Below are 25,876 nucleotides of genomic sequence, written 5' to 3'. Positions count from 1 at the left end.
GCGTCCCCGTGGCCCTTCCGGTAGGGAATCGATGACCACCACCCCTGACCGCGCCGCCGTCGAGCAGAACGTCGACACGGTCGAGCGCGCCGCAGCCACCCCTGAGACCGCGCTCCCGTACGCCGAGCTGGGCCTCAAGGACGACGAGTACCAGCGCATCGTCGACCTCCTCGGGCGGCGCCCGACGGCCGCCGAGCTCGCGATGTACTCCGTCATGTGGTCCGAGCACTGCTCGTACAAGTCGTCCAAGGTGCACCTGCGCCAGTTCGGCGAGAAGACGAACGACGCGATGCGCGAGCACCTGCTCGTCGGGATCGGCGAGAACGCCGGTGTCGTCGACGTCGGCGACGGCTGGGCGGTCACGTTCAAGGTCGAGAGCCACAACCACCCGAGCTACGTCGAGCCGTACCAGGGCGCCGCGACCGGCGTCGGCGGGATCGTGCGCGACATCATCTCGATGGGCGCGCGCCCCGTCGCCGTGATGGACCAGCTGCGCTTCGGCGCGGTCGACCACCCGGACACGGCGCGCGTGGTGCACGGCGTGGTCGCGGGCGTGGGCGGCTACGGCAACTCGCTCGGCCTGCCGAACATCGGCGGCGAGCTCGTCTTCGACGGCGCTTACCAGGGCAACCCGCTGGTCAACGCCCTGTGCCTGGGCGTGCTGCGGCACGAGGACATCCACCTCGCCAACGCCTCGGGGGCCGGCAACAAGGTCGTCCTGTTCGGTGCGCGCACGGGTGGCGACGGCATCGGCGGCGCCTCGATCCTCGCGTCCGAGACGTTCGACGACACCAAGCCCTCCAAGCGGCCCAGCGTCCAGGTGGGCGACCCGTTCATGGAGAAGGTGCTCATCGAGTGCTGCCTCGAGCTCTACGCCGCCAAGGTGGTCGAGGGGATCCAGGACCTGGGCGCCGCCGGCATCTCGTGCGCCACGAGCGAGCTCGCCTCCAACGGCGACGGCGGCATGCACGTGGACCTCGAGAACGTGCTGCTGCGCGACCCGACGCTCACCGCGGGCGAGATCCTCATGTCGGAGTCCCAGGAGCGGATGATGGCCGTGGTGCGGCCGGACAAGCTCGACGAGTTCCTCGCGATCACCTCGCGCTGGGACGTCGAGACCGCGGTGATCGGCGAGGTCACCGGCACCGGCCGGCTCACGATCGACCACCACGGCCACCGCATCGTCGACGTCGACCCGCGCACGGTCGCGCACGAGGGTCCGGTCTACCACCGGCCGTACGCGCGCCCGGGCTGGATGGACGGGCTCCAGGCCGACACGATCAGCGGTCCCGCGGGCGCCGCGCGCTACCCGCGCCCGGCCTCGGGCGACGAGCTGCGCGCGACCCTGCTGCGCCTGGTCGCCTCGCCGAACCTCGCGAGCCCCGCCTGGGTCACCGACCAGTACGACAGGTTCGTCCAGGGCAACACCGCGATGGCCCAGCCGGACGACGGCGGCGTGGTGCGGGTGGACGAGCAGACCGGCCTGGGCGTCGCGCTCGCGACCGACGCCAACGGGCGCTACGCCAAGCTCGACCCGTACGCGGGCGCCCAGCTCGCGCTCGCCGAGGCGTACCGCAACGTCGCGACCGTCGGCGCCCGGCCGCTCGCGGTCACGGACTGCCTGAACTTCGGCTCACCCGAGGACCCGGACGCGATGTGGCAGCTCGTCCAGGCGATCGAGGGGCTCGCGGACGCGTGCCTCACCCTGTCCGTCCCCGTCACGGGCGGCAACGTGTCGCTCTACAACGGCACCGGTGAGCCGGGCACGATCGACTCGTCGATCCACCCCACTCCCGTGGTGGGTGTGCTCGGCGTGCTCGACGACGTCGCGCGGGCCACGCCGTCGGGTTGGCGCACCCCCGGCCAGGCGATCTACCTGCTCGGCACGACGCGCGGCGAGCTCGACGGCTCGGCATGGGCCGACGTCGTGCACGGCCACCTGGGCGGCACCCCGCCGCGGGTGGACCTCGCGGCCGAGCGCAGCCTCGCCGCGATCCTCGTCAACGCCTCGCGCGACGGCCTGGTGGACGCGGCCCACGACCTGTCCGAGGGTGGGCTCGCGCAGGGGCTGGTCGAGGCGTGCCTGCGCTACGGCACGGGTGCGCGCGTGCAGCTCGCCGAGCTGTGCGAGCGCGACGAGGTCACCCCGTTCGAGGCCCTCTTCGCCGAGTCCGCGGCGCGCGCGCTGGTGGCCGTCCCGCGCTCGGAGGAGGTGCGCTTCGTCGACATGTGCACCGCCCGCGGCGTCCCGTACCTGCGCATCGGCGTCACCGATGACACCTCGGACGAGGACGCCGGTGCGGCCGGCCCCTCGCTCGAGGTCCAGGACCTCTTCGACATCCCGCTGAGCGAGCTCGACCGGGCCTGGCGCGGCACCCTTCCGCGCCTGTTCGGCTGAGCCCCCCCGAACCCCCACGCCGACGGCGTGGTTCCCGATCCAGGAGAACCCGATGCACCAGAACCTCGAGCCCGTCTTCGCGCAGGTGCTGCGCCGCAACCCCGGTGAGGCGGAGTTCCACCAGGCCGTCCGCGAGGTCTTCGACAGCCTCGGCCCGGTGCTCGCGAAGCACCCGCACTACGCCGACGCCGCGGTCCTCGAGCGCATCTGCGAGCCCGAGCGCCAGATCATCTTCCGCGTGCCGTGGGTCGACGACGCCGGTCGCGTGCAGATCAACCGCGGGTTCCGCGTCGAGTACAACTCGGCCCTCGGCCCGTACAAGGGCGGCCTGCGGTTCCACCCGTCGGTGTACCTGGGCATCGTGAAGTTCCTCGGCTTCGAGCAGATCTTCAAGAACGCGCTCACGGGCATGCCGATCGGCGGCGGCAAGGGCGGCTCGGACTTCGACCCGCGTGGCCGGTCGGACGGCGAGATCATGCGCTTCTGCCAGTCGTTCATGACCGAGCTGTACCGGCACCTCGGCGAGTACACCGACGTGCCCGCGGGCGACATCGGCGTGGGCGGCCGCGAGATCGGCTTCCTGTTCGGCCAGTACAAGCGCATCACCAACCGCTACGAGTCGGGTGTGCTCACGGGCAAGGGCCTCACCTGGGGCGGCTCCCTCGTGCGTCGCGAGGCGACCGGCTACGGCACGGTCCTCTTCGCCGAGGAGATGCTCAAGACCCGCGGCGAGTCGCTCGCCGGGCAGCGTGTGTCGGTCTCGGGCGCCGGCAACGTCGCGATCTACGCGATCGAGAAGGCCGAGCAGCTCGGGGCCAAGGTCGTCACGTTCTCCGACTCGTCGGGCTACGTGGTGGACGAGGACGGTGTGGACCTCGCGCTGCTCAAGGAGGTCAAGGAGGTACGGCGCGGCCGTGCGGCCGACTACGTGGCCGAGCGTCCGCACGCGCGCGTGGTGACCGACGGCAGCATCTGGGACGTCCCGGCCCAGGTCGCGCTCCCGTGCGCGACGCAGAACGAGCTCACGGGTGCGGACGCCAAGCGCCTGCTCGAGAACGGCGTGGTGGCCGTGGCCGAGGGCGCCAACATGCCGACGACGCCCGACGCCGTCGCGCTGCTCCAGGAGGCGGGCGTGCTGTTCGGCCCGGGCAAGGCCGCCAACGCCGGTGGCGTGGCCACGTCGGCGCTCGAGATGCAGCAGAACGCGTCGCGGGACTCGTGGAGCTTCGAGCACACCGAGGAGCGGCTCGCCGAGATCATGGTGGGCATCCACGACCGGTGTGCCGCGACGGCCGACGAGTACGGCGCCCCGGGCAACTACGTGGTCGGTGCGAACATCGCGGGCTTCCGCCGTGTGGCGGACGCGATGCTCGCGCTCGGCGTCGTCTGAGCGGTGCCACCGCGGAGGCGGACGGACCTGCGCGCCGGGCGTGCGGCCGTCGAGGAGTGGCACCGGGCGGGGCCCGAGGGCGCCCCGCGTGACGTGGTGCGCACCGCGGTGCGCTTCACGCTCGAGGAGCTCGCGGCGATCGCTCCCGGCAACGCCGTGGAGGTGCGGGTCCCGCCCGACGGCGCGGTCCAGGCCGTCGAGGGTCCTCGTCACACCCGCGGGACGCCGCCCAACGTGGTCGAGACGGACCCCGCGACGTGGCTCGCGCTCGTGGCGGGTGACCTGACCTGGGCGGACGCCGTCGGGCAAGCGCGCGTGCGCGCGTCCGGGGAGCGCGCGGACCTGAGCCCGTGGCTGCCGCTCGCGGCCGCCCGCCGACGCCCTTGAGGGGCCGAGTTCGCACGCGCGCGCCGAGTTCGCACCCCTGGGAGTGCGAACTCGCTGCGGGAGTGCGAACTCGGGGGTCGTCGCGCTCCGTCCCGTGACCGGCAGGTGGACGAACCGTCCAGCAGCTGAACGGTCGTCAACGAGCCCGTGACGGACGTCACAGAGGATCTGGATTTCTTCACCCTCCCGGGTCTAGCGTGCAGCGCGTCAGGGCGCCCACCGGTGCCTGCACCCGCGCATGCGACCCCCTGGAGGTCCTTCCCATGCACCACGTCCGGCGCCCCACCCGGCGCCTCGTCCCCCTCTCGGCCGCAGGCGCGCTCGCGCTGACCGCCGTCCTCGTCCCACCCGCCGTCGCTGCCGACACGGTCGCGATCGCCGACGTGCAGGGCACCGGCGACGCGACCCCGATCGACGGCCAGACGGTCACCGTCGAGGGCGTCGTCACGGCCGACCACACCACGGGCGGCTACCGGGGCCTGTACGTCCAGACGGCCGGTTCGGGGGGTGCCGAGGACGCGACCCCCGGCGCCTCGGACGCCGTCTTCGTCTACCTCGGCAACCGCACCACGGACGCCGGCATCGGCGACCTGGTGACCGTGACCGGCCGCGCGTCCGAGTACTTCGGGCTCACGCAGCTCAACGCGAGCAGCGGCAGCACCTCGGTGACCGTGACCGGCACGGCGGACCTGCCGGCGCCGGTCGCGCTGCCGGACACCCTGCTGGGTGACGAGCGCGAGCAGTACGAGGGCATGCTCGTCGCCCCCGAGGGGGACTACCTCGTGGCCTCGACGCACGAGGTCGACCGGTACGGCACGGTGTGGCTCAGCGCGGGCGACACCCTTCCGGTCAAGAGCACCGAGCTCGCCCGGCCGGGCGCGGAGGCCGACGCGATCGCCGCGGAGAACGCCGCGCGTCGGCTGCTGCTCGACGACGGCCGCAGCCAGCAGGTCACCGGCGCCACCCAGCCGTACCTGACGGCGGACGACCCGGTGCGCGTGGGCGACGGGGCCGAGCTCGAGGGCCTGCCCTACGTGCTCCACTACGGCTTCGACGAGTGGCGGCTGCAGCCCACCACGCCGATCGACGCGAGCACCCCTGCCGACGAGAAGGCCGGCTTCACCGAGCTCAACCCGCGTCCCGAGGCGCCCGAGGCCGTCGGCGGCGACCTGACGGTCGCGAGCTTCAACGTGCTCAACTACTTCACGACCTTCACCGAGGACGACGGCGACGCGCGCGGCGCGCGCAACCAGGCGCAGTTCGACCTCCAGAAGCCGAAGATCCTCGCCGCGATCACCGCGCTCGACGCCGACGTCGTCGCGCTCCAGGAGATCGAGAACTCGGTGCACTTCGGTGACGGGACGCCCGACGTCGCGCTCGCCGACCTGGTCGCGGGCCTCAACGGGCTCGCGGGCGCCGAGGAGTGGGCCTACGTGCCCACGCCCGCCGCGCTCGTGGGGGAAGGCGCGCCGGACACCGACGTCATCATGAACGCACTCATCTACCGCACGGCGTCGGTCACGCCCGTGGGCGAGAGCCTCACGGACGTCGACGAGGAGGTCTGGGACATCGCGCGTGAGCCGATCGCCCAGGTCTTCACCACGCCCGCGGGCGAGGGCAGCGAGCTCGCCGTGGTCGCGAACCACTTCAAGTCCAAGGGCGGCGACGGCGAGGAGCCGGCCGACGGCCAGGGGCAGTTCAACGCGGAGCGCGTCGAGCAGGCCGAGGCCGTCATCGACCTCGTCGCCGAGATCCAGGCGGGCACGGGCGTCGAGGACGTCGCGGTGCTCGGCGACACGAACTCCTACAGCCAGGAGGACCCGATGGCGGCGTTCGCCGCGGCCGGGTTCGTGGACCTCGTCGCGCAGCACGCTCCGGGCGAGTACACCTACACCTTCGACGGCGAGCAGGGCTCGCTCGACCACGCGCTCGGCACGCCGTCCTTCGCGGCGCGTGTGACCGGCGCCGACGTGTGGGACATCAACGCCGAGGAGTGGTTCGGCTACCAGTACTACGGCGCGTTCCCGCAGGCCGAGGCCGGCACGGTCTACCGGGCCTCGGACCACGACCCGATCCTCGTGGGCCTGGGCGCCGAGGGCTCGGGCGGTGACGGCACGGTCGACATCGACCTGCTCGGCATCACCGACTTCCACGGCCGCCTCGTCGCCGACCGCGACGCCGCCGGGGCCGCGGTGCTCGCGGGTGCGGTGAACAGCTTCCGCGCCGCCAACCCGAACACGCTGTTCGCCTCGGCGGGCGACAACATCGGCGCGTCGACCTTCGTCTCGTTCGTCCAGCAGGACACCCCGACGATCGAGGCGCTCAACGCCATGGGCCTCGACGTCTCGGCCCTGGGCAACCACGAGTTCGACCAGGGTCGCGACGACCTGGACGACCGCGTGCTCGACCTCGCCGACTTCCCGTACCTCGCGGCCAACGTGTACGACCGCGACTCGGGTGAGCCTGCCTTCGAGGAGGCCTGGGTCACCGAGGTCGACGGCGTCGACGTCGGGTTCGTCGGTGCCGTCACCGAGGACCTGCCGAGCCTCGTGACGCCCGCCGGCATCGCGTCGCTCGAGGTGCGTCCCGTGGTCGACGAGGTCAACCGCGTCACGGCCGCCCTCACGGACGGGGACGACGCGAACGGCGAGGCCGACGTCGTCGTCCTGCTGGTCCACGAGGGAGCGTCCGGCTCGGCCCTCGAGGACGTGGTCGGGGACGACGCCTTCGGGCAGATCGTGACGGGCGTCGACGACGTCGACGTGATCTTCGGCGGTCACACCCACGTGCAGCTCGCGCACGAGGTCGAGGTGGACGGCGAGATCCGCACCGTGGTCCAGGCCGGTGAGTACGGCGAGGCCCTGGGCCGCGTCGCGCTCACGGTCGACACCGAGACCGGTGACGTGGTGGAGCAGGCGGGCGAGGTCATCCCCCTCGCCGGGGCGTTCGAGCCCGACGCCGAGGTCCAGGCGATCGTCGACGAGGCGGTCGCCGCGGCCGACGAGCTCGGCTCGGTCTCGCTCGGCGAGATCACGGCCGACGTGACGCGTGCGCGCCAGAGCGACGGCAGCGAGAACCGGGGCGGCGAGTCGACCCTCGGGAACCTCGTGGCCGACGTCCAGCTGTGGGCCACCCAGGACAACGGGGCGCAGATCGCGTTCATGAACCCCGGCGGCCTGCGTGCGGACCTCACCTACGCCTCGACCGGTGAGGACGACCCGGACGGCAACGTCACCTACCAGGAGGCGGCGTCGGTCCAGCCGTTCGCCAACACCCTGGTGACGATGACCCTCACGGGCGAGCAGGTGGTCCAGGTGCTCGAGGAGCAGTGGCAGCCCGCGGGCGCGAGCCGTCCGTTCCTCAAGCTCGGGGTCGCGGGTCTCACGTACACGTACGACCCGACCGCAGCGGAGGGCGAGCGTGTGCAGGACGTGGTGGTCGACGGCACCGCCCTCGACCCCGCTGGTGAGTACCGCGTGGTCGCGAACTCCTTCCTGGCCTCGGGTGGCGACAACTTCGCCACGCTCGCCGAGGGCACCGACGTGGCCGACTCGGGCCGCGTCGACCTCCAGGCGTTCGTCGACTACATGGCCGAGTTCTCACCCGTGAGCCCCGACACCGCGCAGCGGGCCGTGGGCGTGCAGGTCGACGCCCCCGAGGGCGGCTACCTGCCGGGTGACGAGGTGACCGTGGCGCTGTCCTCGCTGCTGTTCAGCACGGCGCAGCCCGCCGACCCGCAGGTGAGCCTGACGGTGGCCGGGGAGGTCGTCGCGACCGCACCGATCGACCCGACGATCGTCGACACGACCGACGAGGTGGGCCGCGCCGAGGTCACCTTCACGGTGCCCGAGGGCACCCCGGAGGGTGACCTCGTGGTCACCGTCGAGGTCGAGGGCACCGGGACGACGACGTCGTTCGACGTGCCCGTGGCCGAGGTCGACGAGCCCGAGGGCTCGTGGCTCGAGCAGCTGCTGCGCAAGCTGTTCGGCTGGCTCTGGTGGCTGTTCGCGGGCTGGTGGCGCCCCTGACGACTGAGCGGGTCTGACGACGACCCGTGACGTGCACCAGGACCCCGTCCGCGGCTCGCGGGCGGGGTCCCGGTGTGAGTACGGTCCGAGGGTGAGCGACCAGACCCCTGCCCCCGGGCCCGCGGACGAGAGCCCCACGGACGAGCGCCCCGCGGACGAGACCCCCGCCGAGCCGCGCGTCGTCGGCGAGGCCGTGGTGCGCCGGGTCCCGCGCTACCGGGCGTGGGTGGTGACCGGCGGCCTCGTCGGCCTGGTCGTGGGGCTCCTGCTCGTGCTGCTGTGGCCGTCGGAGGGGGATGCCGGCCTGGGGATGGCTCCCGTGGCGGTCTTCGTGGCCCTCGTGGGCGTCGTCGTCGCAGCCCTGCTCGGGGCCCTCGTCGCCGTGCTGGTGGAGCGCGCGCGGCGCTGAGCGTGGTCCCGCTCCGCCGTGCGTCGCGGAGCGTGCGGGCGTTGTCCCAGCCTTCGGCCCCGGTGCTGTCGGGCGTCCGCGGGTGTGCGACCATGGCGACGTGGCCCGCCCCGACGGACGACTGACGCACGACCTCATGCCCGGTGAGAAGGGCCCCCAGGACGCCTGCGGCGTCTTCGGGGTCTGGGCGCCCGGCGAGGAGGTCGCCAAGCTCACCTACTTCGGCCTGTACGCCCTGCAGCACCGCGGGCAGGAGTCGGCCGGCATCGCCACATCCAACGGTGAGCAGCTGCTGGTCTACAAGGACATGGGCCTCGTCTCGCAGGTGTTCGACGAGACCGCGCTCAACGCCCTCACCGGCCACCTCGCGATCGGGCACACCCGCTACTCGACCACCGGGGCGTCGGTGTGGGAGAACGCGCAGCCCACGCTCGGCCCGACGGCGGGCGGCACGGTCGCCCTCGCGCACAACGGGAACCTCACCAACACGGACGAGCTCATCGACCTCGTCGCCGAGCGCTACGGCTCCCAGCGCCGCGGTGAGCTCGCGCGGGGCAACACGACGGACACCGCGCTCGTGACGGCGCTGCTCGCGGGGGACCCGGACCACACGCTCGAGGCGACGGCGCTCGAGGTGCTGCCGCGCCTGCGCGGTGCGTTCTGCCTCGTCTTCATGGACGAGCACACGGTGTACGCCGCACGTGACCCGCACGGCGTGCGCCCCCTCGTCCTCGGTCGGCTCGAGCGCGGCTGGGTCGTGGCGAGCGAGACGGCTGCCCTCGACATCGTCGGTGCGTCGCTCGTCCGCGAGGTCGAGCCGGGCGAGCTCATCGCGATCGACGCCGAGGGCCTGCGCAGCACGAGGTTCGCCCCCGCCACTCCCACGGGCTGCTCGTTCGAGTACATCTACCTCGCGCGCCCCGACACGACGATCGCCGGTCGCTCGGTGCACGCCGCTCGCGTCGAGATGGGCCGTGCGCTCGCACGCGAGCACGCCGTCGACGCGGACATCGTGATCCCCGTGCCCGAGTCCGGGACGCCGGCGGCGATCGGCTACGCCGCGGAGTCGGGGATCCGCTACGCGCAGGGCCTGACCAAGAACGCCTACGTGGGACGCACCTTCATCCAGCCGTCGCAGACGCTGCGCCAGCTCGGGATCCGGCTCAAGCTCAACCCCTTGCGCGAGGTGATCCGGGGTCAGCGCCTCGTGGTCGTGGACGACACGATCGTGCGCGGCAACACCCAGCGTGCGCTCGTGCGCATGCTGCGCGAGGCGGGTGCGGCCGAGGTGCACGTGCGTATCTCGGCGCCGCCCGTGATGTGGCCGTGCTTCTACGGGATCGACTTCGCGTCGCGCGCCGAGCTCATCGCGACGGGGCTCAGCCCGGAGGAGATCGGCCGCTCGATCGGCGCGGACTCGCTCGGCTACCTCTCGCTCGAGGGCATGGTCGCGGCGACCGAGCAGCCGTCCTCGCGGTTGTGCACGGCGTGCTTCACCGGCCGCTACCCGATCGAGCTGCCACCGGCGCAGCGCATCGCGACCGTGCTCACCGAGCAGAGCGAGCTCCCCCTGGGGCAGCCCGAGGACGGTCTCGCCCACCTGCTTCCTGCGACCGGTGGCGCCGACGCGCTGGGCCGGCCGTGAGCGGCACGACGAGGGTCACGTACGCCTCGGCCGGGGTCGACACCGAGGCGGGGGACCGCGCGGTCGAGCTCATGAAGGACGCGGTGCGCGCGACGCACGGTCCGCAGGTGCTGGGTGGCGTGGGCGGGTTCGCGGGCCTGTTCGACGCGACGGCCCTCACGCGCTACCGGCGGCCCCTGCTCGCCACCTCGACCGACGGCGTGGGCACCAAGGTCGCGATCGCGCAGGCGCTCGACGTGCACGACACGATCGGCATCGACCTCGTGGGCATGGTCGTGGACGACATCGTGGTCGTGGGCGCCGAGCCGCTGTTCATGACCGACTACATCGCGACGGGCCGCGTGGTGCCTGAGCGCGTGGCCGACGTGGTGCGCGGCATCGCGCGAGGGTGCGCCGAGACCGGTACCGCGCTGGTGGGCGGGGAGACGGCCGAGCACCCGGGCCTGCTGGCCCCGGACGAGTACGACGTCGCCGGTGCCGCGACGGGCGTGGTCGAGGCCGACGAGCTGCTGGGCCCGGAGCGCGTGCGGGAGGGCGACGTCGTCCTGGCGATGGCGTCGTCCGGTCTGCACTCCAACGGCTACTCGCTCGTGCGGCGAGTGATCGAGGTGGCGGGCTGGGGCCTCGAGCGGGAGGTACCCGAGCTCGGTCGCGCCCTGGGTCTCGAGCTGCTCGAGCCGACCCGGCTCTACACCAAGCCGTGCCTCGCCCTCGCGCGCACGGCGGCGGCGCAGGTGCACGCCTTCTCGCACGTGACCGGCGGAGGCCTCGCGGCCAATCTTGCGCGCGTGCTGCCCGCAGGGGCGCTCGCCCGGGTGGATCGCGGGTCGTGGGTGGTCCCGCCCGTGTTCGAGCTGGTGCGCGGCCTGGGCCAGGTGCCGTGGGCTGACCTCGAGGCAACCCTCAACCTGGGCGTCGGGATGGTCGCCGTGGTGGGCGCGGACGGTGCCGACGCGGCGCTCGCCCAGCTCGCCGACGCGGGGGTCCCGAGCTGGGTCCTCGGGGAGGTGCACGCGGACGACGGCGCCGTGGGCCCCGACGTGGTGCGCGGGACCAAGGGCGTGCACGCCGGAGCCGTGCGGCTCGACGGGACCTACCGCACGGTCTGATCCGCTCGGCCCCCTGGCTCGCCGCGCGCAGGCGGCACGGCAAGGAGCCGTGACGGATCGGCGCCCCCGTCAGGGGCGCCGGTGCACGTGCGAGGTGGCCGAGGTGACGTCAGCGGTCGTCCGGCCACGTCCCGTAGGGGTCGACCTCGTCGTCCGCGGGCTCGCGCGTGTCCGTCGCGAGGTCGCTGCGGCGTCCGCCACCGGACGCGAGCTCCTGCTCGAGGGCCCGGTAGTTGGGCTCGTAGCTCGAGTACTTGAGCTCGCGCGCCACCTTGGTCTGCTTAGCCTTCTGACGGCCGCGCCCCATGGCACCGACCCCCTCTGACGTAGAAGCGGGGCGGCACCGTGTGTCACGTGCGGCCCCGGGGTGCTGTGTCTGTCGTGGTCCTAACGCTACAGGGCCGATGCTTGTTCCGGCGACCCGCGAGGTCAGAGCGCCGGCGGAGCGGCTCCGTGCCGGTTCGCCGGACGCGACGGTGGACGCACCGTCCCACGGACCGGTCGCTGCCGGATGCGCCGGAATCCGTCGCAGGAGGCCGGACGACGACGGTCTTCACCCGTTCGGCCCAGACGTCCGACGCGTCGCGGCCGTGGCGCACCGAGTCGATCACGGAATCCGTCCGGCGCGTCACGTGGCGAGCGCCCGCCCGGAGTGCGCCGGTTTGGTACACCTGGCAGCATCGCGAGGAACGCGCGTCCCGCGCCCGAATGGAGGGAGACCCGGATGAGCACGCACGACGGTCAGGTGCTGATGACCCCGGCTGAGGTCGCGGCCCTCTTTCGCGTCGACCCCAAGACGGTGTCCCGCTGGGCCGAGGCGGGGAAGATCCCCTCGGTCAGGACGCTGGGCGGTCACCGGCGCTATCCCGCCGACGAGGTGCACCAGCTGCTCGACGTCCCCCGGCAGCAGCGCGCCGCGGGCTGACGAGTCGCGCTCCTGACCTGGCGGCTCAGCGCCGCAGGATCTTGACGCCGAGCGCCAGGACGAGCGCAGCGGCCGAGCCCAGCACCACCCAGCCCGCCTTTCCGGGCTCACGCTCCCCGTAGGGCTTCGCCTCGCCCGTGACCTTGCGCTTGAGGTCCGCGACGGCGAGCTTGACGTCCTCGCTCACGCGCTCGGCCTGCACGCGGGGGTCGAGGCGCTCGGAGAGCTCGTCGACGGTGAGGCGCAGCTCCTCGCGCGTGCGTGCGATCTGGGCCTGGATCTCCTGCGGCGTCTCCCCGCTCATCACTGCAGTCCTTCCTTGAGGGCCTCGACGTCCTGCTTGACGCTCGCCTGCGCCTTCTCCGGCGTCGGCGGCATGCCCTGGCTGAGCGAGCGCTTGCCGAGAAGTGCCAGCACGGCGGTCACGGCGAGCAGGACGACGGCCACGATCAGTGCGGCGAGCCACGGCGCGACGGCTTCGGCGAGACCGAGCACGGCGGTGGCGATGAGCACGGCGAGCGCGAAGAAGCCGAGCAGGGCCGCGCCCGCGAAGAGCCCGAGCCCGATGGCGGCGTGCTTGGCCTTCTCTGCCATCTCCGCCTTGGCGAGCCGGATCTCGTCGCGCACGAGCGTCGAGAGCTTCTCCGACAGGTTGCTGACGAGGTCGCCCAGGCTCGGCCTGTCCTCCGGGGGTCCGTACGTGCTGCTCACGTCATCACGTCCTTCGTGGTCATCGGGGTGCGGCACGGGTCGCTGATCACCGCGTGCTCCCGCCCTCAGCCAACCGGTCCCGGCCCCGTTCGGCAATCGGAGGAAGGTCCCGGTGGGTGGCGGGACCGGCGCGTCGCGTCGCGACCGGCCGTGCTGGCGACGCCTGCGCCCAGGAACGACGACGCCCCGGGGTCCTGAGGACTCCCGGGGCGTGGCTGCGACTGCTGCGAGGTGGCCAGACGCGGGTTCGAACCGCGGACCTTTCGATTTTCAGTCGAACGCTCTACCAACTGAGCTATCTGGCCCTGCACTGCCGCCCGACCAGTCGAGCGACCGAGCGGGCGACGAGCGACCCCGACGGGACTTGAACCCGCGACCTCCGCCGTGACAGGGCGGCGCGCTAACCAACTGCGCTACGGGGCCTTGGTTGGACCAAGGTCCGGAACTGCTAGGTGATGCATTCTCCCACGTGCTCGGTCCGTACCCCCAACGGGATTCGAACCCGTGCTACCGCCGTGAAAGGGCGGGGTCCTAGGCCGCTAGACGATGGGGGCCCCGTCTCAGGACGCCCGTGACGTCTAGCGTCGAAGACCTCGAGAAGCATAGAGGCTCGCCGCCCGATCTCCAAAGCGAGTCCGACGGCGATGCTCGTCCGGGCGCCGCCGTCGGGCTGGGAGGATGGTCGCATGGTCGAGATGGGTCGCGCGGAGTTCGAGGACGCGGTGCGTGACGCGCTCGACCTGCTGCCACCGGAGCTGGCCGCGCAGATGGACAACGTGGTCGTGCTCGTCGAGGACGACGCCCCCGAGGACGACCCGGAGCTGCTGGGCCTGTACGAGGGTGTCGCCCTCACCGAGCGCGACCAGTGGTGGGGCTCGGGCCAGCTGCCCGACAGGATCACCATCTTCCGCAACCCCACGCTCGCCATCTGCGACACCCCTGCGGAGGTGGTCGAGGAGGTCGCGGTCACCGTGGTGCACGAGGTCGCGCACCACTTCGGCATCGACGACGAGCGCCTGCACGAGCTGGGCTGGGCCTGAGGAGACGCATGAGGTTCGGGATCGTCCTGCTGCCGCAGGAGCGCTGGGCCGCCGACCGCGAGCGCTGGCGGCGGGCCGAGGAGTACGGCTTCGACCACGCGTGGACGTACGACCACCTCGCGTGGCGGAGCCTGGCCGACGAGCCCTGGCTCGCGACCGTCCCGCTGCTCGCGGCCGCGGCGACCGCGACCGAGCGCATCCGCCTCGGCACCTGGGTCGCGTCCCCCAACTACCGCCACCCGGTGCCGTTCGCCAAGGACGTCATGGGGCTCGACGACGTGAGCGGCGGCCGGCTGCTGCTCGGCCTGGGGGCCGGCGGGACGGGGTGGGACGCCGACGTCCTCGGCCCGCGGGTGACCACCCGGGTGCGCACCGAACGGTTCGAGGAGTTCACGACGCTGCTCGACCTGCTGCTGACGCAGCCGGTCACGGACTGGACCGGGACGCACTTCGAGGCGCACGGGGCGCGGATGATCCCGGGCTGCCTCCAGGAACCGCGGGTGCCGTTCGTGGTCGCCGCCAACGGCCCGCGGGCGCTGCGCGTCGCGGCGCGGCACGGGCAGGGGTGGGCGACGTACGGTCCGCCGGTCGAGGAGGGTGCCAGCCCCGGGGCCGCGGACGCGGCCTGGTGGGACGGGCTGGCCGGCCTCGTCGGGCGGTTCGAGGAGGTGGCGGCCGCAGCGGGGCGCGACCCGGCGACGATCGACCGGTACCTGAACGTGGACGCCTCACCCACCTACGCGCTCGCGTCGGTCGACGCGTTCGAGGACGCGGTGGGCCGTGCGCGCGAGCTCGGTTTCACGGACCTCGTCGTGCACTGGCCGCGGGACGGTGCGCCGTACGCCGGCAGCGAGACCGTGCTCGAGCAGGTCGCGGCGCGTCTCGGGGCGCTGCGCGCCTGACGACGGCCGTCAGGCCCCGGCGGCCGCCTGCCGCGCCTGCCACGCGCTCGCGACCATGTCGGCGAGCGAGTGGCGCATGCGCCAGTCGAGGTCCCGTGCCGCGAGCTCGCCCGACGCCACGATGCGGGCCGGGTCCCCGGGCCGCCGCGGTCCCTCGAGCGGCGTGAAGTCGATGCCGGTGACCTCGGCGACCGCCGTCATGATCTGCCGCACCGAGACGCCGTCGCCGCTGCCGAGGTTGTAGACCGGCTCGAGCGGGCGGCCCTCCTCGAGCGCGCGCGCGGCTGCGACGTGCGACAGGGCGAGGTCGGCCACGTGCAGGTAGTCCCGCACGCACGTGCCGTCGTCGGTCGCGTAGTCGGTGCCGTAGATGGTCGGGGTGCGCCCCTCGACGAGGGCGTCGAGCACGAGGGGGAACAGGTTGTGCGGGCTCGTGTCGTACAGCTCGGGGCTGCCCGAGCCCACGACGTTGAAGTAGCGCAGCGAGGTGTGCCGCAGCGGCACGGCGTCCTGCGTCGTCGCGCGCGCCTGGTCGCGCAGCACCCACTCGCACACGAGCTTGCTCTCGCCGTACGGGGACTCGGGCAGGGTCGGCGTCTGCTCGGTGACGAGGTCCGTGTGCGGCGTTCCGTAGACCGCGGCGGACGACGAGAAGACGATCTGGCCCACGCCCGTGTCGGCCATCGCGCGCAGCAGGCTGACGGTGCCCGCGACGTTCTGGTCGTAGGTGTGGAGGGGGCGCTGGACGCTCACGCCCGCGTACTTGAACCCTGCGAGGTGCACCACGCCCGTGACACCGTGCTCGGCGATCGACTTCTCGAGACGCACCGTGTCGAGGATGCTGGCCTCGACGAACGGCACGTCGTCGGGCACGAACTCGGCGTGACCGCTCGAGAGGTCGTCGACGACGGCGACCGACAGGCCCTGCGCACGGAAGGCCTGGACGACGTGGGACCCGATGTAGCCGGCGCCGCCGGTGACCAACCATGTCATGGCCCCAGCATAGCGCGCACAGTTCAACGAGAATCAACACTTTCGAACATCGCCGCCACCGGTGCGGAGCGTTTCGGGCTGCGACACGCCGGCGAGGGCCCCGCGAACGCTCCACATGGACGGGTATCGCTCCACCTGGGCCGGGAGCGCTCCACAGTCGGGGGAGCGGGCGAGGGGTGCGCGGGTGGCCGGGGGCGGACGCGCCGGTGCCCGGTGGCGTGAGGCCACCGGGCACCGGGTGTCGGGGGAGCTGTGCGGTCAGACGCGTCGACGGCTGCCGAGCAGGTTGGCGGCGATCGTGACGCCCACCACGGCGAGCCCGATCTGGATGGCGAGCTCGATCCAGTCGATGCCGCCGGTGTCCTCGACGCCGATCACGCCTGCGAGCCAGGTGCCCAGGAGGGCCGCCAGGATCCCGACGATGATCGTCACGAGGATCGAGATGTTCTGCTTCCCGGGCGCGAACAGCCTGCCGAGTGCGCCGATGATGAGGCCGACGACGATCGCGGCGATGATGGATCCGATGCCCATGGCGGTACTCCTTCGTCAGCGGTCAGGGCGGGTGCCTGCCCTCGTCCCGGACGCTAGACCCGGCTCCAGGGGCTCGCACGCCGAGAGGTGGGACGTCCTCCGCGCGGGTGACGCCGCGGCGCGTACCGTCGGGTCATGCAGAGCGACGCGACGACGCCCGAGGAGTACCTCGCGACGCTGGAGCCCGAGCGCCGGGCGACGGTGGCGACCGTCCGTGACGCGGTGAACGCCGCGATGCCCGAGGGGTACGCGGAGACCATGGCCTTCGGGATGATCGGCTGGGTCGTCCCGCTCGAGCGGTACCCCACCACCTCCAACGGGCAGCCGTTGTCGTACGTGTCGCTCGCCGCGCAGAAGCGCCACTGCTCGCTGTACCTCATGGGCGTGTACGCCGACCAGGAGTCCGCGTTCCGCGAGCGGTGGGCCGGCGGGCGCGCGCTCGACATGGGCAAGAGCTGCGTGCGGTTCCGCCGCGTCGAGGACCTGGACCTCCCGCTGATCGCCGCGACCATCGCCTCGACGTCGGTCGACGACCACGTCGCGCGGTACGAGGCGGCGCGCGGCCGCAAGGGCTGAGACGCGCGCCGTCGCGTCGCGCGCAGGCGCCGGGCCTGGCGCCGGCGGGGTGCTCCGAACGGGTGACGGCCGGATGGGGGACGTCCGCCACCCGTTCGGCCTAGTCTGACCGCGTGCTCCCCCTCACGCTGAACCACCTGACCGGCCGGGCCGCGCTCGCGACCGCGCCCGCCGTCGAGGCCGACGACGTGGTCGACGGCACCGTCTCCGTGCTGGCGGTCGCGCTCGCGGCACTCGCCGGCGTGGTGCTCGCGCTGCTCCTGGCCGAGGTCGTCTCGGCGGTGGTGCGCGCCGCCGGACGGCGGACGTGGCTCGCCGACAACCTCTCGCGACGAGCCCGGCGTCCGCTCCGGTTCGTGCTCGTGACGGTGGCCGTGTGGATCGCGCTGCGGATCGTCTCCGACGGCGCGACCCCGTGGCGTCCGGCGGTCGACCACGTGGCGCTCATCGCCCTGATCGTCTCGGTCGCGTGGCTCGTCGGCGCGCTCGCGTTCGTGGTCGAGGACGCCGCCGTGGCCCGCTACCGCACGGACGTGCCCGACAACCGTCACGCGCGTCGGGTGCGCACGCAGGTCAGCGTGCTGCGTCGGGTCACCGTCGCGGTGCTCGCCCTGTGCGCGGTCGCGGGCGTGCTGCTCACGTTCGAGGGTGCACGCACCTACGGCGCGACGCTGCTCGCGTCCGCAGGCGTCGCCTCGATCGTGCTGGGGCTCGCCGCGCAGAGCACGCTCGCGAACGTCTTCGCGGGCATCCAGCTCGCCTTCACCGACGCGATCCGCGTCGACGACGTCGTGGTGGTCGAGGGCGAGTGGGGGCGGGTCGAGGAGATCACGATGACCTACGTCGTGGTCCACGCGTGGGACGACCGGCGTCTCATCCTCCCGTCCACGTGGTTCACGCAGACGCCCTTCCAGAACTGGACCCGGCGGGCCGCCGACCTGCTGGGCACGGTCGAGCTCGACCTGGACTGGGCCGTGCCCGTCGACGCGATGCGGGCCGAGCTCGGCCGGCTGCTGCAGGACAGCGAGCTGTGGGACCACCGGGTGGGCGTGCTCCAGGTGACCGAGGCGACGGGCGGGCACGTGCGCGTGCGGGCTCTCGCGAGTGCCGCCGACGCCCCCACCCTGTTCGACCTGAGGTGCCACGTGCGCGAAGGGCTGGTCGCCTGGCTCCAGCGCGAGCACCCCGAGGCGCTGCCGCGCACCCGGTGGTCGGCGCTCGACGAGCGTCCGGTCGGCCGGACGTCCTCGGAACCGGTCGGCCGGACGGCCCCGGAGGACGGCGACGTCTCACCGAGCGGGGGCGGGCCCGATGCGCCGCTGCGCCGCCGCCGCGACCAGCGGGCCCCTACGCCGCCCGAGGGGCAGCCGGTCACGGAGCCTGGGCACGGCGCAGCCGCGCGGGTACCGGCGACCCCCGTGCAGCACGACACGATCCGGCTCGACCGCACGTCGCGGCTCTTCACGGGAAGCCTCCAGGCGGTCGAGCGCTCGAAGGCGTTCAGCGGCCCGGGTCAGGACGTGATCGAGGAGCGCGAGCAGACCGCCGAGGGTCTCGTGCCGCACGACGAGGGTGACGACGAGTCCCGTCGCGGGTGAGCACTCCCCGCCGCGCGGGCCTCAGCGCGGCAGGGTCACGCCCGTGAGCTCGGCGAGGCGGACGAGCAGGGCGTCCTGCGCGGCGACGTCGCGTGCGAGCGGGTGGGGTGTCTGGAGCTCGTGGCGCTTGAGGTACTCGCCGGTGACCCGCGCGGCGTCGTCGTCGGACGTGGCGAGCCACACCTGGGTCGCGGCGCCGTCGTCGACCTCGTCCCACGCATCGGGGCCGCCGAGGCGGGTCTTGATCCAGCCCGGGTCCACCGCGGTGCTCAGCGTGCCCGGCCACAGGCGCGCGACGGCGAACGCGAGCATCACGTCGTGCAGCTTGGAGTCGGCGTAGGCCTGCATCCCGTCCCAGGGCCGCCGCGTCCACTGCAGGTCGTCGAGCTCGAACGTGCCGTCGGACTCGAGGCCCGAGGTCAGGTACACCAGGCGCGCGGGTCGGTCCATGAGCGCGGTGAGCAGGTACGGCGCGACGGTGTTGACCGCGAAGATGTGCTCGAGGCCGTCGACCGTCTCCGTGCGGCTGGGCGCGCCACCGCCGACCCCCGCGTTGTGGATCACCGCGTCGTACGGACCGGCACCTCGCGCGAGGTCCGCGAGGTGCCGTGTCTGGGTGAGCGACGTCAGGTCGCCGACGACGACGTCCGCGAGGCCCGGGAGGGCGGCGCGCACCTCGGCGGCGCGCTCGGGGGTGCGGGCGTGCGCGACGACGTCGTGGCCCCGCTCGCCGAGCTGACGCGCCGTCTCGAGGCCGATACCTGCGGTGGATCCGGTGACGAGTACGCGTGCCATGAGGTCTCCTCGAGCAAGTTCGCAGGTCACAGGCACTCCCGGCGGTGGGCGCCCGCTGCGGCGGCCACTGTGCCAGGTATGGCCGGGGCCCGCGTCGAACCGATGCGACGGGCCACGGGCCGTCTTGCCCAACGGACTGCGGTCGTCCGATGGGTGAAACCACCCGGGGGTCCCGCTTGCGCCGCCACCCGGATGTGGTGACGGTGGAAAGGCCCGAGACGCCCGGGCGACGCTCGGGCGACACCCCCGGCAACACCGAAGGAGCAGCCATGCTCACCCTGACCGACAACGCCCGCCACGCCGTCCAGGACATCGCGAACCGTGCCGGTCTCCCCGAGGAGGGCGGACTGCGCATCGCCGAGTCGAGCCAGCAGGTCGGGAGCTTCGAGCTCTCGCTCGTGCCGGCCCCGGTCGACGGCGACGAGGTGATCGAGGCCGAGGGCGCACGCGTCTTCGTCGAGCCGAGCACCTCGACCGTGCTCTCCGACCAGCAGCTCGACGCCGCGCCCTCGGGCGACGGCACGGGCTTCATGCTCGCCCCTCAGGGCTGAGCCCCCGCAGTCTTCCGACCGCCTCGGCGGTCCCGCCGGCCGTCGCAGCCCCGTGCTGCGGCGGCCGTCGTCGTGCGCGGGGGTGTCGCGAGCGGGACGAGGGCTCAGCGGGTGCGCGTCTGCGCGATGAGGGGGCTGCTCAGGAGCGTGGGCAGCGGGCCCGGGCGACCCACGAGGTAGCCCTGGGCCGCGTGGGCCCCGAGCGAGGTCCAGACGTCGAGGTCGTCCTCGTCCTCGATGCCCTCGACCACCAGCAGGGCGCCGCTGGCCTGCGCGAACTCGATGAGCGCACCCGCGAGCGCGCGGCGCAGAGGGCTCTCGCCCACCTGCTGGGTGAGCGACATGTCGAGCTTGATGACCTCGGGGGTCAGCTGGACGATGTGCTGCAGGCTCGCGACGCCGGCACCCGCGTCGTCCACGGCGATGCGCACGCCCTCGGCGCGCAGGGCTCCGCAGTGCTGCTCGAGCAGGTGGTAGTCCTCGATGACGTCGTGCTCGGTCACCTCGACCGTGATCCGACGGGCCGTGCCGCGGACGATCTCGAGCAGACGCGGGTCGGCGATGGTCGCGGGTGAGGCGTTGACCGACAACGAGATGGTCGGCCCGAGCGCCTCCGCACCCTCGAGGGCCGCCTCGATCGCGGCGAGCTCGAGGTCGACGCCGAGCCCCACCTCCGCCGCCGCGGCGAACCACAGGTCCGGCGTGCGCGCCGGCTCGGTGTCGAAGCGGGTGAGCGCCTCCACGGAGATGAGGCGGCCGTCGTTGAGCGAGAAGATCGGCTGGTAGACGCTGTGGAAGCGGCGCCCCGCGAGCACGTCGGGGATCGCCGGGAGCAGCCCCAGGTCCACCCCGGGGCCGGTCGCGGCGCTGCGACGCATCGCTGCGCGGAGCTCGATGCTCAGCTGCTGGTCGAGGAACCTCTCCCGCACCGCGAGGGAGAGCGAGGCGACCGCACCGATGAGGAGGAACGCGAGCCCGCGGATGACCCAGCTGATCGGCTGCTGCTCGACCCCTGCCGCGACGTCGACGGGCATGAACGGCCCCACGGCGACGGCGGACACCACGGCGGTGACGAGCGCGCCGCGAAGCCCGAAGGGCACGGTCGCGAGGATGACCGGCAGGTAGAACACGTGGGGCGTCGCGGTGTACGTGCCACCCGAGGCGTAGACGATCACCCAGCAGAGCCCGACGAGCACGGCGAGCGAGGCGGCGGAGATCCACGGGTTGGTGCGCGAGACCCGCATGATCGCGCGGTCGAGCAGCGGTGCGGTCGCCTCGCTCGTGCTCACGCGGACCTCCGGCGCAGGTGCTGAGGGTCGTGCTGCGGTCTCGACCCATAGTGACTGTCGGCACGCGCCACGGCGAGTGTGAGCCAGATCACGGCTCGAAACTTCATCCGCTCGGCTGAGTCCGCCCCGACCCCCGCCACGTCATGCCTCGCGCAGGTCGGCGAGGTCGGCCAGCACCATCTCGACCGTGGGGCTCGGCACCGCACGGCGCGCGTCCTCGACGAGGGGACCCGCGAAGGTCACGGCCTCGTCGCGCCGACCGGTCGCGAGCAGCAGCTGCACGTGGACGTACCGGGCCGCCAGTGCCTCGGCGCTCAGCTCTCCGCACGCGCGTGTGGCCGAGACGATCTGCTGCTGGATGTGGAACATGGCGGTGCCGGTGCGGGCGGACCGGGCGAGCTCGGTGATGAGCAGCATCCGGTCCTCGATCGCGGCGGTCGTGTCGGGGCCGTGCAGCCGGGCCTCGTCGAGCAGCAGCTGCTCGAGCGCCGTCGCGGCCGCGTCGTGCTGCCCGTGCGCCGTGAGCCCGGCCGCGAGGGCGCGACGCGCGGCCAGGGTCGCGTCGGCGAACCAGCCGTGCGCCTCGTTCGCCGCCGCGACCTCGGCGCGCAGCCGGTCGAGGTCGGGTGCAGCCCCGTCCGCCGTTCCGCCGGCCCGCCCACCGCTCGCCGCGTCCCCCGACGCCGCGTCCGGTCCGGCCGCTCCGGGCGCGGACGGCGGGGGGTCGTCGTGCGGCAGCGGGAGCGGGTTCCCGTGCTCGTCGAAGCGTCCCTGCGAGGTCCACACGACCGTGCGACCGTCCTCGTCCGTGCTGGTGACCCGGAAGTGGGCGAGCCACTCGGGGTCGCGGTCCCAGCGGGCCGCACCCCCGGGGCGCTCGAAGCGCGGCTCCGTGCGGCCGAGCCGGCGGGCGGCCGCGCTCGCGACCCGCTCGAGCCGGGTGGCCAGGTCGCCGAAGCGCGTGCTCGGATGGTGGTCGGGCAGGGTGCGCCACCGAGCGACGGCTGCCTCGAACGCGTCCTCGGGCAGATGTGGCAGCAGCGACTCCGCGACGGCCGTCTCGGCCTCCGCCAGCGAGTACGGCCGAGCCGGGTCGTCCGCGACCCGCGCCGACCACTCGCGCGCGACGGTGACGGCGTCGACGTCCCTGCCGAGCCGCTGCAGGACGGACACCGCGTTGCGGTACGCACCGTAGGGCTCGACCAGCGGCGCCGGCCAGGGGAGCGGAGGGACGACGGCGGGCGGCACCGCCCGACAGCCCGCGAGCTCGAGGTACAGCTCGAGCGCCTCCGTGTCGCGGCCGACCATCTCGTAGGCGTGCGCGAGGTCCTGGGGGCCGGGGCTGCGGTCGCTCGGGCCGTGCACCACCCGGTCGCGCCACACCCGCAGCTCGAGGTCGGCCACGGCGGCCTCGGGGTCGACCGGCACGTCGTCCGGGTGCGGCCTCGCGACGGGTCGCCTGACCTCGCGCGCGGCGCGCGTGCGCAGCTGCGCGACCGCGTGACGCAGGCCCGGGGCGAGGTCGTCGTCCGGGCCGTCGTCGAGACCCTCCTGCTCCGGCGGGTCGAGCAGGTCCTCGATCGCGTCGAGCACGACCAGGGCCTCGTGCGGTCGGCCGGCGGCCCCGCACGCCTCGGCCAGCAGGAGCAGGGCCGAACGGTGCACCCAGGTGCTGCCGTCCGGGTGCGCGAACGCCCAGACCACCGCGCGAGCCTCGTCGACGGCTTCCTCGGCGCGTCCGGCGGCCAGCAGCGCACGGCCCAGCAGCAGGTGCGCGCGCCGCGCGAGGTCGGCCGAGGGGCCGAGCGCCTCGGCGGCCTGTGCCGGGACGCCGTCGAGCAGGGCGATCGCGAGGTCGGGCCGTCCGGTGGCGATCTCGACCTCGGCGACGGCGGCCGCGACCTCGAGCCGCGCGACGTCGGAACCGGCGAGCCCGTGGAGCTCGTCGAGGTGGGTGAGCGCGGGGCCGCGCGCCACCGTGGCGTCGCCCGCCGCGACGTTGGCACGGGCCCACACCGCCCAGGCGTGACTCGTGCCGGGGTGCGTCGGCCCCAGCAGCTCGATCGAGGCGACCAGGGCGCGGTAGGCCGTCGTCACAGCCCTGCGGCCATCTCGCTGGAGAGCGGCGACCTCGGCGATGTCGAGCTGGAGGTGCAGCGTCAGGGGGTGCCGTGGCCCGAGCTGCCTGGACGCCGTCCGCTCGAGCGGCTCGAGCAGGCGCAGCCCCGCAGTGAGCCGTCCCGTCCGGAGCGCTGCCGCCGCAGCCGTCCGCAGCAGCGGCAGCACGTGCGGGTGCAGGGCCCCGATGCGCCGGACGTCAGCGTCGTCGAGTCCTGTGCCGATCGCGTCCACGCTGCTCCCGGAGGCGAGGTGGATGCGCTGGAGAAGGTGGAGGGCCCTCAGGTGCTCCGGCCCTCCGCGCTCGAGGCGGAAGCTGCGCACGCGCAGATCGAGGATCGCCCAGCGCAGGTCCCGGTTGAGCTGCTCGCGGATCGCAGGGTGCGTCCATCGTCGCCACGTGACGAGGAGCGCGAACCGCTCGAGCTCGGCGAGCAGCGTGACCGGCGCCTTCGCGCCGTCGTCGGCCGCACGCCGCTCGACCACCTCGTCCCACGCGTCGATCGCCTCGTCGACGTGGCCAGCGACGGCGAGGGCGGCCGCCTGCTCCTCACGCAGGTCGACAGGTGCGGGCCCCGCCGGCAGGGCAGTGACGAGCTCCGCGACGGCCTCGGCCTCGGCCACGTGCTCGGACCTGGCCTCGACGTCGACCCTGGTGGCCTCGGTGACCGCGGCGTCGTCGACCTCGAAGCCCTCGGCCCGCAGCGCGAGGACGACGGCGGCCCGGTGGCGGGCCACCTCGACCGGGAGCCCGGGGTCGCGCAGGCTGCGTGTGACCGCCTCGAGCAGGCGGGCCCGGAAGCGGGCGAGGTCCTCGCCCGAGAAGAACTCGGCCGTGTGCCCGGTCGCGACGCGCAGCTGGGACGGGTCGACGAACTGGTAGAGCGTCTGCTCGACCTGCTCGGCCCAGGCGTAGCCGGTGGGGGCCTCGTCCATCGCCTCGAGCAGGTCGGGCGCGTCGGCGAAGACGGTGCGCGCGACGTCGAGCAGCAGGCTCTGGTCCCAGCGCTCGTCGTGGGCCGGGCCGGGGGTGACGGCCGTGCTCGCCGCGCTCGAGCGGGAGCCGCCGTCGGGTGCGCCCGCGATCACGGCCGGGATGCCGCACGCCATGAGCGCGACGGCGGCCTGCACGGGCTCGGGCAGCTGCAGCCACATCTGCTGGTACATCTCGTCGAGCGAGGCCGGGAGCGCCGTGACCTGCTCGGGCGTGAGGTCGAGCACGCCGTCGTCGCCCACCCGCCGCGTGACCGAGCGCAGCGCGCACGCGAGCTCGAGCTGGAGCGGGTTGGTGAAGCGCTCGGTGAGGAGGACGACGGTGCGGTCGGTCGCGCCTGGCGCGTGTCGCCGCACCAGGGCGTGCAGGTCCTCCGCCCCGAGCTCGCCGAGGTGGGCCGACGGCGGCCAGCCGGCCGGGACCGCGCCGTCGTGCCGCAGCCGGCTCAGCCGCTCGCCGTGCGTCGCCGCCAGCGTGCGCAGCGGGTCGTGCGTCTCGAGGCTCCCGGGCCAGGCCGTGGTGAGCACGACGACGGGCGTGGTCCCGCCGAGCAGGCGGTCGAGCAGCTCGAGCAGCGTCGGGTCGGCGTGGTGGAGGTCCTCGACGGCGATCACCACGGGGAGCCCGGGCCGCGCGACCGAGCCGATGGTGGTGGCGGCGTCGTCCACCACGTCGCCGTGGTCGGTCTCGATCGTGGACGCGTGCGCGACCATGCGCCTGCGCGCACGGGACTCGCCGACCTTCTGGCTGGTCCAGCGGCCCAGGCGCCACACGAAGCTCACGCCCGGCAGGCCCAGCCCTGCGAGCTCCAGCACGGTGTCGGTGAGCTCGCCGCGCACCTCCTCGAGCGCGAGGCGGCCCACCTCGCGCGCGTCCGAGCCGGCCTTCTCGCGCAGCGTCGAGAGCTGGCGTGCGCGGGCCATGAGGAAGGGCAGGTGGCCCTCGAACTGCACGAGGTCCTGGGCGAGCGCGACCGACGGCGCGCCATTGCGGTCGGTCGCCGTGAGCCCCCACCAGAAGTAGGCGGGCAGGCTCCCGGCCTCGCGCTCGACCCGGCGCGGCCGCACCTGCTTGCGGCGCACCAGGGTCTCGCGGGTGGCCGAGCCGTCGTCGTCCTCGTGGGTCAGCGTGAGGGGCCAGTAGCGGCCGGCGCTCTGGCCGCGCTCCGCGAGGGCCCGGTAGGTCTCCTGGACCAGGCGCGTCTTGCCCCATCCGCTGGGTGCCTCGAGGCTCACCCAGCGTGGACCCGAGCCCGCCGAGGCCTCCTCGACCACGCGCACGAGCTCGTCGACGACGGCGCGGCGCGGTCCGCCCAGCAGGGGAGCGTCGGTCTCGTGGGGCACGCGGACCTCCTGCGTCGATCGGCGGTGGCCGCCCCCAGGCCGTGCCCGCAGGATCGCGGAGCCGGGCGGGCGCGGGCAAGGGTCTGCTCGGAGGGCGGGACCGGTCGGGTCCGGTGGCGGATCGCGCAGAGGCCGGACGAGCGC

General features: G+C 73.6%; 21 protein-coding genes and 3 tRNA genes. 13 read left to right on the top strand and 11 right to left on the bottom strand.

The window, feature by feature from the left end; genetic code table 11:
- Window positions 1–31: 31 nt before the first annotated feature.
- From purL to purM, 7 genes are all read left to right on the top strand, one after another.
- Window positions 32–2,398, top strand: a complete 2,367-nt coding sequence (gene purL, locus GXB85_RS04935) for a phosphoribosylformylglycinamidine synthase subunit PurL (RefSeq protein WP_161916536.1) — start codon at window positions 32–34, stop codon at window positions 2,396–2,398.
- 52 nt (window positions 2,399–2,450) lie between these two features.
- Complete coding sequence (gene gdhA / locus GXB85_RS04930; RefSeq protein ID WP_161916535.1) at window positions 2,451–3,788, top strand: NADP-specific glutamate dehydrogenase; 1,338 nt, start codon at window positions 2,451–2,453, stop codon at window positions 3,786–3,788.
- Between the two features lie 3 nt (window positions 3,789–3,791).
- A complete protein-coding gene (locus GXB85_RS04925; protein WP_161916534.1) occupies window positions 3,792–4,175 on the top strand; it encodes a sterol carrier family protein in 384 nt (127 codons plus the stop codon).
- 263 nt (window positions 4,176–4,438) lie between these two features.
- Entirely contained in the window at window positions 4,439–8,203 is a 3,765-nt protein-coding gene (locus GXB85_RS04920; protein WP_161916533.1) for an ExeM/NucH family extracellular endonuclease, read from the top strand.
- 91 nt (window positions 8,204–8,294) lie between these two features.
- Window positions 8,295–8,612, top strand: coding sequence for a hypothetical protein (locus GXB85_RS04915; RefSeq protein WP_161916532.1), 318 nt, complete (start codon window positions 8,295–8,297; stop codon window positions 8,610–8,612).
- A gap of 136 nt (window positions 8,613–8,748) precedes the next feature.
- On the top strand, window positions 8,749–10,257 hold the full coding sequence (purF, locus tag GXB85_RS04910; RefSeq protein WP_202627605.1) for an amidophosphoribosyltransferase: 1,509 nt from the start codon (window positions 8,749–8,751) through the stop codon (window positions 10,255–10,257).
- Window positions 10,254–11,366, top strand: coding sequence for a phosphoribosylformylglycinamidine cyclo-ligase (gene purM, locus GXB85_RS04905; RefSeq protein ID WP_161916530.1), 1,113 nt, complete (start codon window positions 10,254–10,256; stop codon window positions 11,364–11,366). Before purF ends, purM begins: the two co-directional genes overlap by 4 nt.
- 109 nt (window positions 11,367–11,475) lie before the next feature.
- Here the strand turns inward: purM and GXB85_RS04900 are convergent, their stop codons facing one another.
- Window positions 11,476–11,673 (bottom strand): DUF3073 domain-containing protein, encoded by a 198-nt coding sequence (locus GXB85_RS04900; RefSeq protein WP_161916529.1) that lies wholly within the window; start codon window positions 11,671–11,673, stop codon window positions 11,476–11,478.
- Window positions 11,674–12,090: 417 nt separating this feature from the next.
- Between GXB85_RS04900 and GXB85_RS04895 the strand changes: the two genes are divergently transcribed.
- Window positions 12,091–12,291 (top strand): BldC family transcriptional regulator, encoded by a 201-nt coding sequence (locus tag GXB85_RS04895; RefSeq protein ID WP_161916528.1) that lies wholly within the window; start codon window positions 12,091–12,093, stop codon window positions 12,289–12,291.
- Between the two features lie 25 nt (window positions 12,292–12,316).
- Here GXB85_RS04895 and GXB85_RS04890 read toward each other — a convergent pair whose 3' ends face one another.
- The 5 genes from GXB85_RS04890 to GXB85_RS04870 all read right to left on the bottom strand — a co-directional run bounded on the left by GXB85_RS04890 (window position 12,317) and on the right by GXB85_RS04870 (window position 13,556).
- Window positions 12,317–12,595, bottom strand: a complete 279-nt coding sequence (locus tag GXB85_RS04890) for a DUF3618 domain-containing protein (protein WP_161916527.1) — start codon at window positions 12,593–12,595, stop codon at window positions 12,317–12,319.
- The gene (locus tag GXB85_RS04885) at window positions 12,595–13,002 is read right to left on the bottom strand and encodes a phage holin family protein (RefSeq protein ID WP_161916526.1); all 408 of its coding nucleotides are present in this window, start codon (window positions 13,000–13,002) and stop codon (window positions 12,595–12,597) included. Before GXB85_RS04885 ends, GXB85_RS04890 begins: the two co-directional genes overlap by 1 nt.
- Before the next feature lie 232 nt (window positions 13,003–13,234).
- Window positions 13,235–13,307 (bottom strand) — tRNA-Phe (locus tag GXB85_RS04880).
- A 44-nt stretch (window positions 13,308–13,351) separates the two neighbouring features.
- Window positions 13,352–13,425 (bottom strand) — tRNA-Asp (locus tag GXB85_RS04875).
- Window positions 13,426–13,483: 58 nt separating this feature from the next.
- Window positions 13,484–13,556: transfer RNA gene (locus GXB85_RS04870), tRNA-Glu, on the bottom strand.
- Window positions 13,557–13,688: 132 nt separating this feature from the next.
- Between GXB85_RS04870 and GXB85_RS04865 the strand changes: the two genes are divergently transcribed.
- A complete protein-coding gene (locus tag GXB85_RS04865; RefSeq protein ID WP_161916525.1) occupies window positions 13,689–14,042 on the top strand; it encodes a metallopeptidase family protein in 354 nt (117 codons plus the stop codon).
- Window positions 14,043–14,050: 8 nt separating this feature from the next.
- Window positions 14,051–14,944: an LLM class flavin-dependent oxidoreductase gene (locus GXB85_RS04860; protein ID WP_161916524.1), complete on the top strand. Its 894-nt coding sequence runs from the start codon at window positions 14,051–14,053 to the stop codon at window positions 14,942–14,944.
- A 9-nt stretch (window positions 14,945–14,953) separates the two neighbouring features.
- Here the strand turns inward: GXB85_RS04860 and galE are convergent, their stop codons facing one another.
- Entirely contained in the window at window positions 14,954–15,937 is a 984-nt protein-coding gene (gene galE, locus GXB85_RS04855) for a UDP-glucose 4-epimerase GalE (RefSeq protein ID WP_161916523.1), read from the bottom strand.
- A gap of 258 nt (window positions 15,938–16,195) precedes the next feature.
- Entirely contained in the window at window positions 16,196–16,468 is a 273-nt protein-coding gene (locus GXB85_RS04850; protein WP_161916522.1) for a GlsB/YeaQ/YmgE family stress response membrane protein, read from the bottom strand.
- A 135-nt stretch (window positions 16,469–16,603) separates the two neighbouring features.
- Here GXB85_RS04850 and GXB85_RS04845 point away from each other — a divergent pair, with 135 nt between their 5' ends.
- On the top strand, window positions 16,604–17,044 hold the full coding sequence (locus GXB85_RS04845; protein WP_161916521.1) for an iron chaperone: 441 nt from the start codon (window positions 16,604–16,606) through the stop codon (window positions 17,042–17,044).
- Window positions 17,045–17,232: 188 nt separating this feature from the next.
- Complete coding sequence (locus GXB85_RS04840; RefSeq protein ID WP_161916630.1) at window positions 17,233–18,642, top strand: mechanosensitive ion channel family protein; 1,410 nt, start codon at window positions 17,233–17,235, stop codon at window positions 18,640–18,642.
- A 21-nt stretch (window positions 18,643–18,663) separates the two neighbouring features.
- Here GXB85_RS04840 and GXB85_RS04835 read toward each other — a convergent pair whose 3' ends face one another.
- Window positions 18,664–19,437 (bottom strand): SDR family NAD(P)-dependent oxidoreductase, encoded by a 774-nt coding sequence (locus tag GXB85_RS04835; RefSeq protein ID WP_161916520.1) that lies wholly within the window; start codon window positions 19,435–19,437, stop codon window positions 18,664–18,666.
- 269 nt (window positions 19,438–19,706) lie between these two features.
- Here GXB85_RS04835 and GXB85_RS04830 point away from each other — a divergent pair, with 269 nt between their 5' ends.
- Entirely contained in the window at window positions 19,707–19,988 is a 282-nt protein-coding gene (locus GXB85_RS04830; RefSeq protein ID WP_161916519.1) for an adhesin, read from the top strand.
- 104 nt (window positions 19,989–20,092) lie between these two features.
- On the opposite strand, the gene GXB85_RS04825 is transcribed toward GXB85_RS04830, so the two are convergent.
- Window positions 20,093–21,277, bottom strand: a complete 1,185-nt coding sequence (locus GXB85_RS04825; RefSeq protein WP_161916518.1) for an EAL domain-containing protein — start codon at window positions 21,275–21,277, stop codon at window positions 20,093–20,095.
- A gap of 141 nt (window positions 21,278–21,418) precedes the next feature.
- Window positions 21,419–25,732: an AAA family ATPase gene (locus GXB85_RS04820; RefSeq protein ID WP_161916517.1), complete on the bottom strand. Its 4,314-nt coding sequence runs from the start codon at window positions 25,730–25,732 to the stop codon at window positions 21,419–21,421.
- Window positions 25,733–25,876: the final 144 nt, after the last annotated feature.

Source organism: Cellulomonas sp. APG4, assembly GCF_009996735.1.
Classification (GTDB): Bacteria; Actinomycetota; Actinomycetes; order Actinomycetales; family Cellulomonadaceae; genus Actinotalea.
Note: the sequence above shows the minus strand (reverse complement) of the source record. Positions and strands in the feature narration are given on the sequence as shown.

Coding starts and splice junctions, on each gene's coding strand:
- purF (WP_202627605.1), top strand. CDS start 8,749: ATGCCCGGTGAGAAGGGCCCCCAGGACGCCTGCGGCGTCTTCGGGGTC.
- GXB85_RS04895 (WP_161916528.1), top strand. CDS start 12,091: ATGAGCACGCACGACGGTCAGGTGCTGATGACCCCGGCTGAGGTCGCG.
- GXB85_RS04890 (WP_161916527.1), bottom strand. CDS start 12,595: ATGAGCGGGGAGACGCCGCAGGAGATCCAGGCCCAGATCGCACGCACG.
- galE (WP_161916523.1), bottom strand. CDS start 15,937: ATGACATGGTTGGTCACCGGCGGCGCCGGCTACATCGGGTCCCACGTC.
- GXB85_RS04900 (WP_161916529.1), bottom strand. CDS start 11,673: ATGGGGCGCGGCCGTCAGAAGGCTAAGCAGACCAAGGTGGCGCGCGAG.
- GXB85_RS04835 (WP_161916520.1), bottom strand. CDS start 19,437: ATGGCACGCGTACTCGTCACCGGATCCACCGCAGGTATCGGCCTCGAG.
- GXB85_RS04920 (WP_161916533.1), top strand. CDS start 4,439: ATGCACCACGTCCGGCGCCCCACCCGGCGCCTCGTCCCCCTCTCGGCC.
- GXB85_RS04850 (WP_161916522.1), bottom strand. CDS start 16,468: ATGGGCATCGGATCCATCATCGCCGCGATCGTCGTCGGCCTCATCATC.
- purL (WP_161916536.1), top strand. CDS start 32: ATGACCACCACCCCTGACCGCGCCGCCGTCGAGCAGAACGTCGACACG.
- GXB85_RS04845 (WP_161916521.1), top strand. CDS start 16,604: ATGCAGAGCGACGCGACGACGCCCGAGGAGTACCTCGCGACGCTGGAG.
- GXB85_RS04860 (WP_161916524.1), top strand. CDS start 14,051: ATGAGGTTCGGGATCGTCCTGCTGCCGCAGGAGCGCTGGGCCGCCGAC.
- GXB85_RS04830 (WP_161916519.1), top strand. CDS start 19,707: ATGCTCACCCTGACCGACAACGCCCGCCACGCCGTCCAGGACATCGCG.
- GXB85_RS04865 (WP_161916525.1), top strand. CDS start 13,689: ATGGTCGAGATGGGTCGCGCGGAGTTCGAGGACGCGGTGCGTGACGCG.
- gdhA (WP_161916535.1), top strand. CDS start 2,451: ATGCACCAGAACCTCGAGCCCGTCTTCGCGCAGGTGCTGCGCCGCAAC.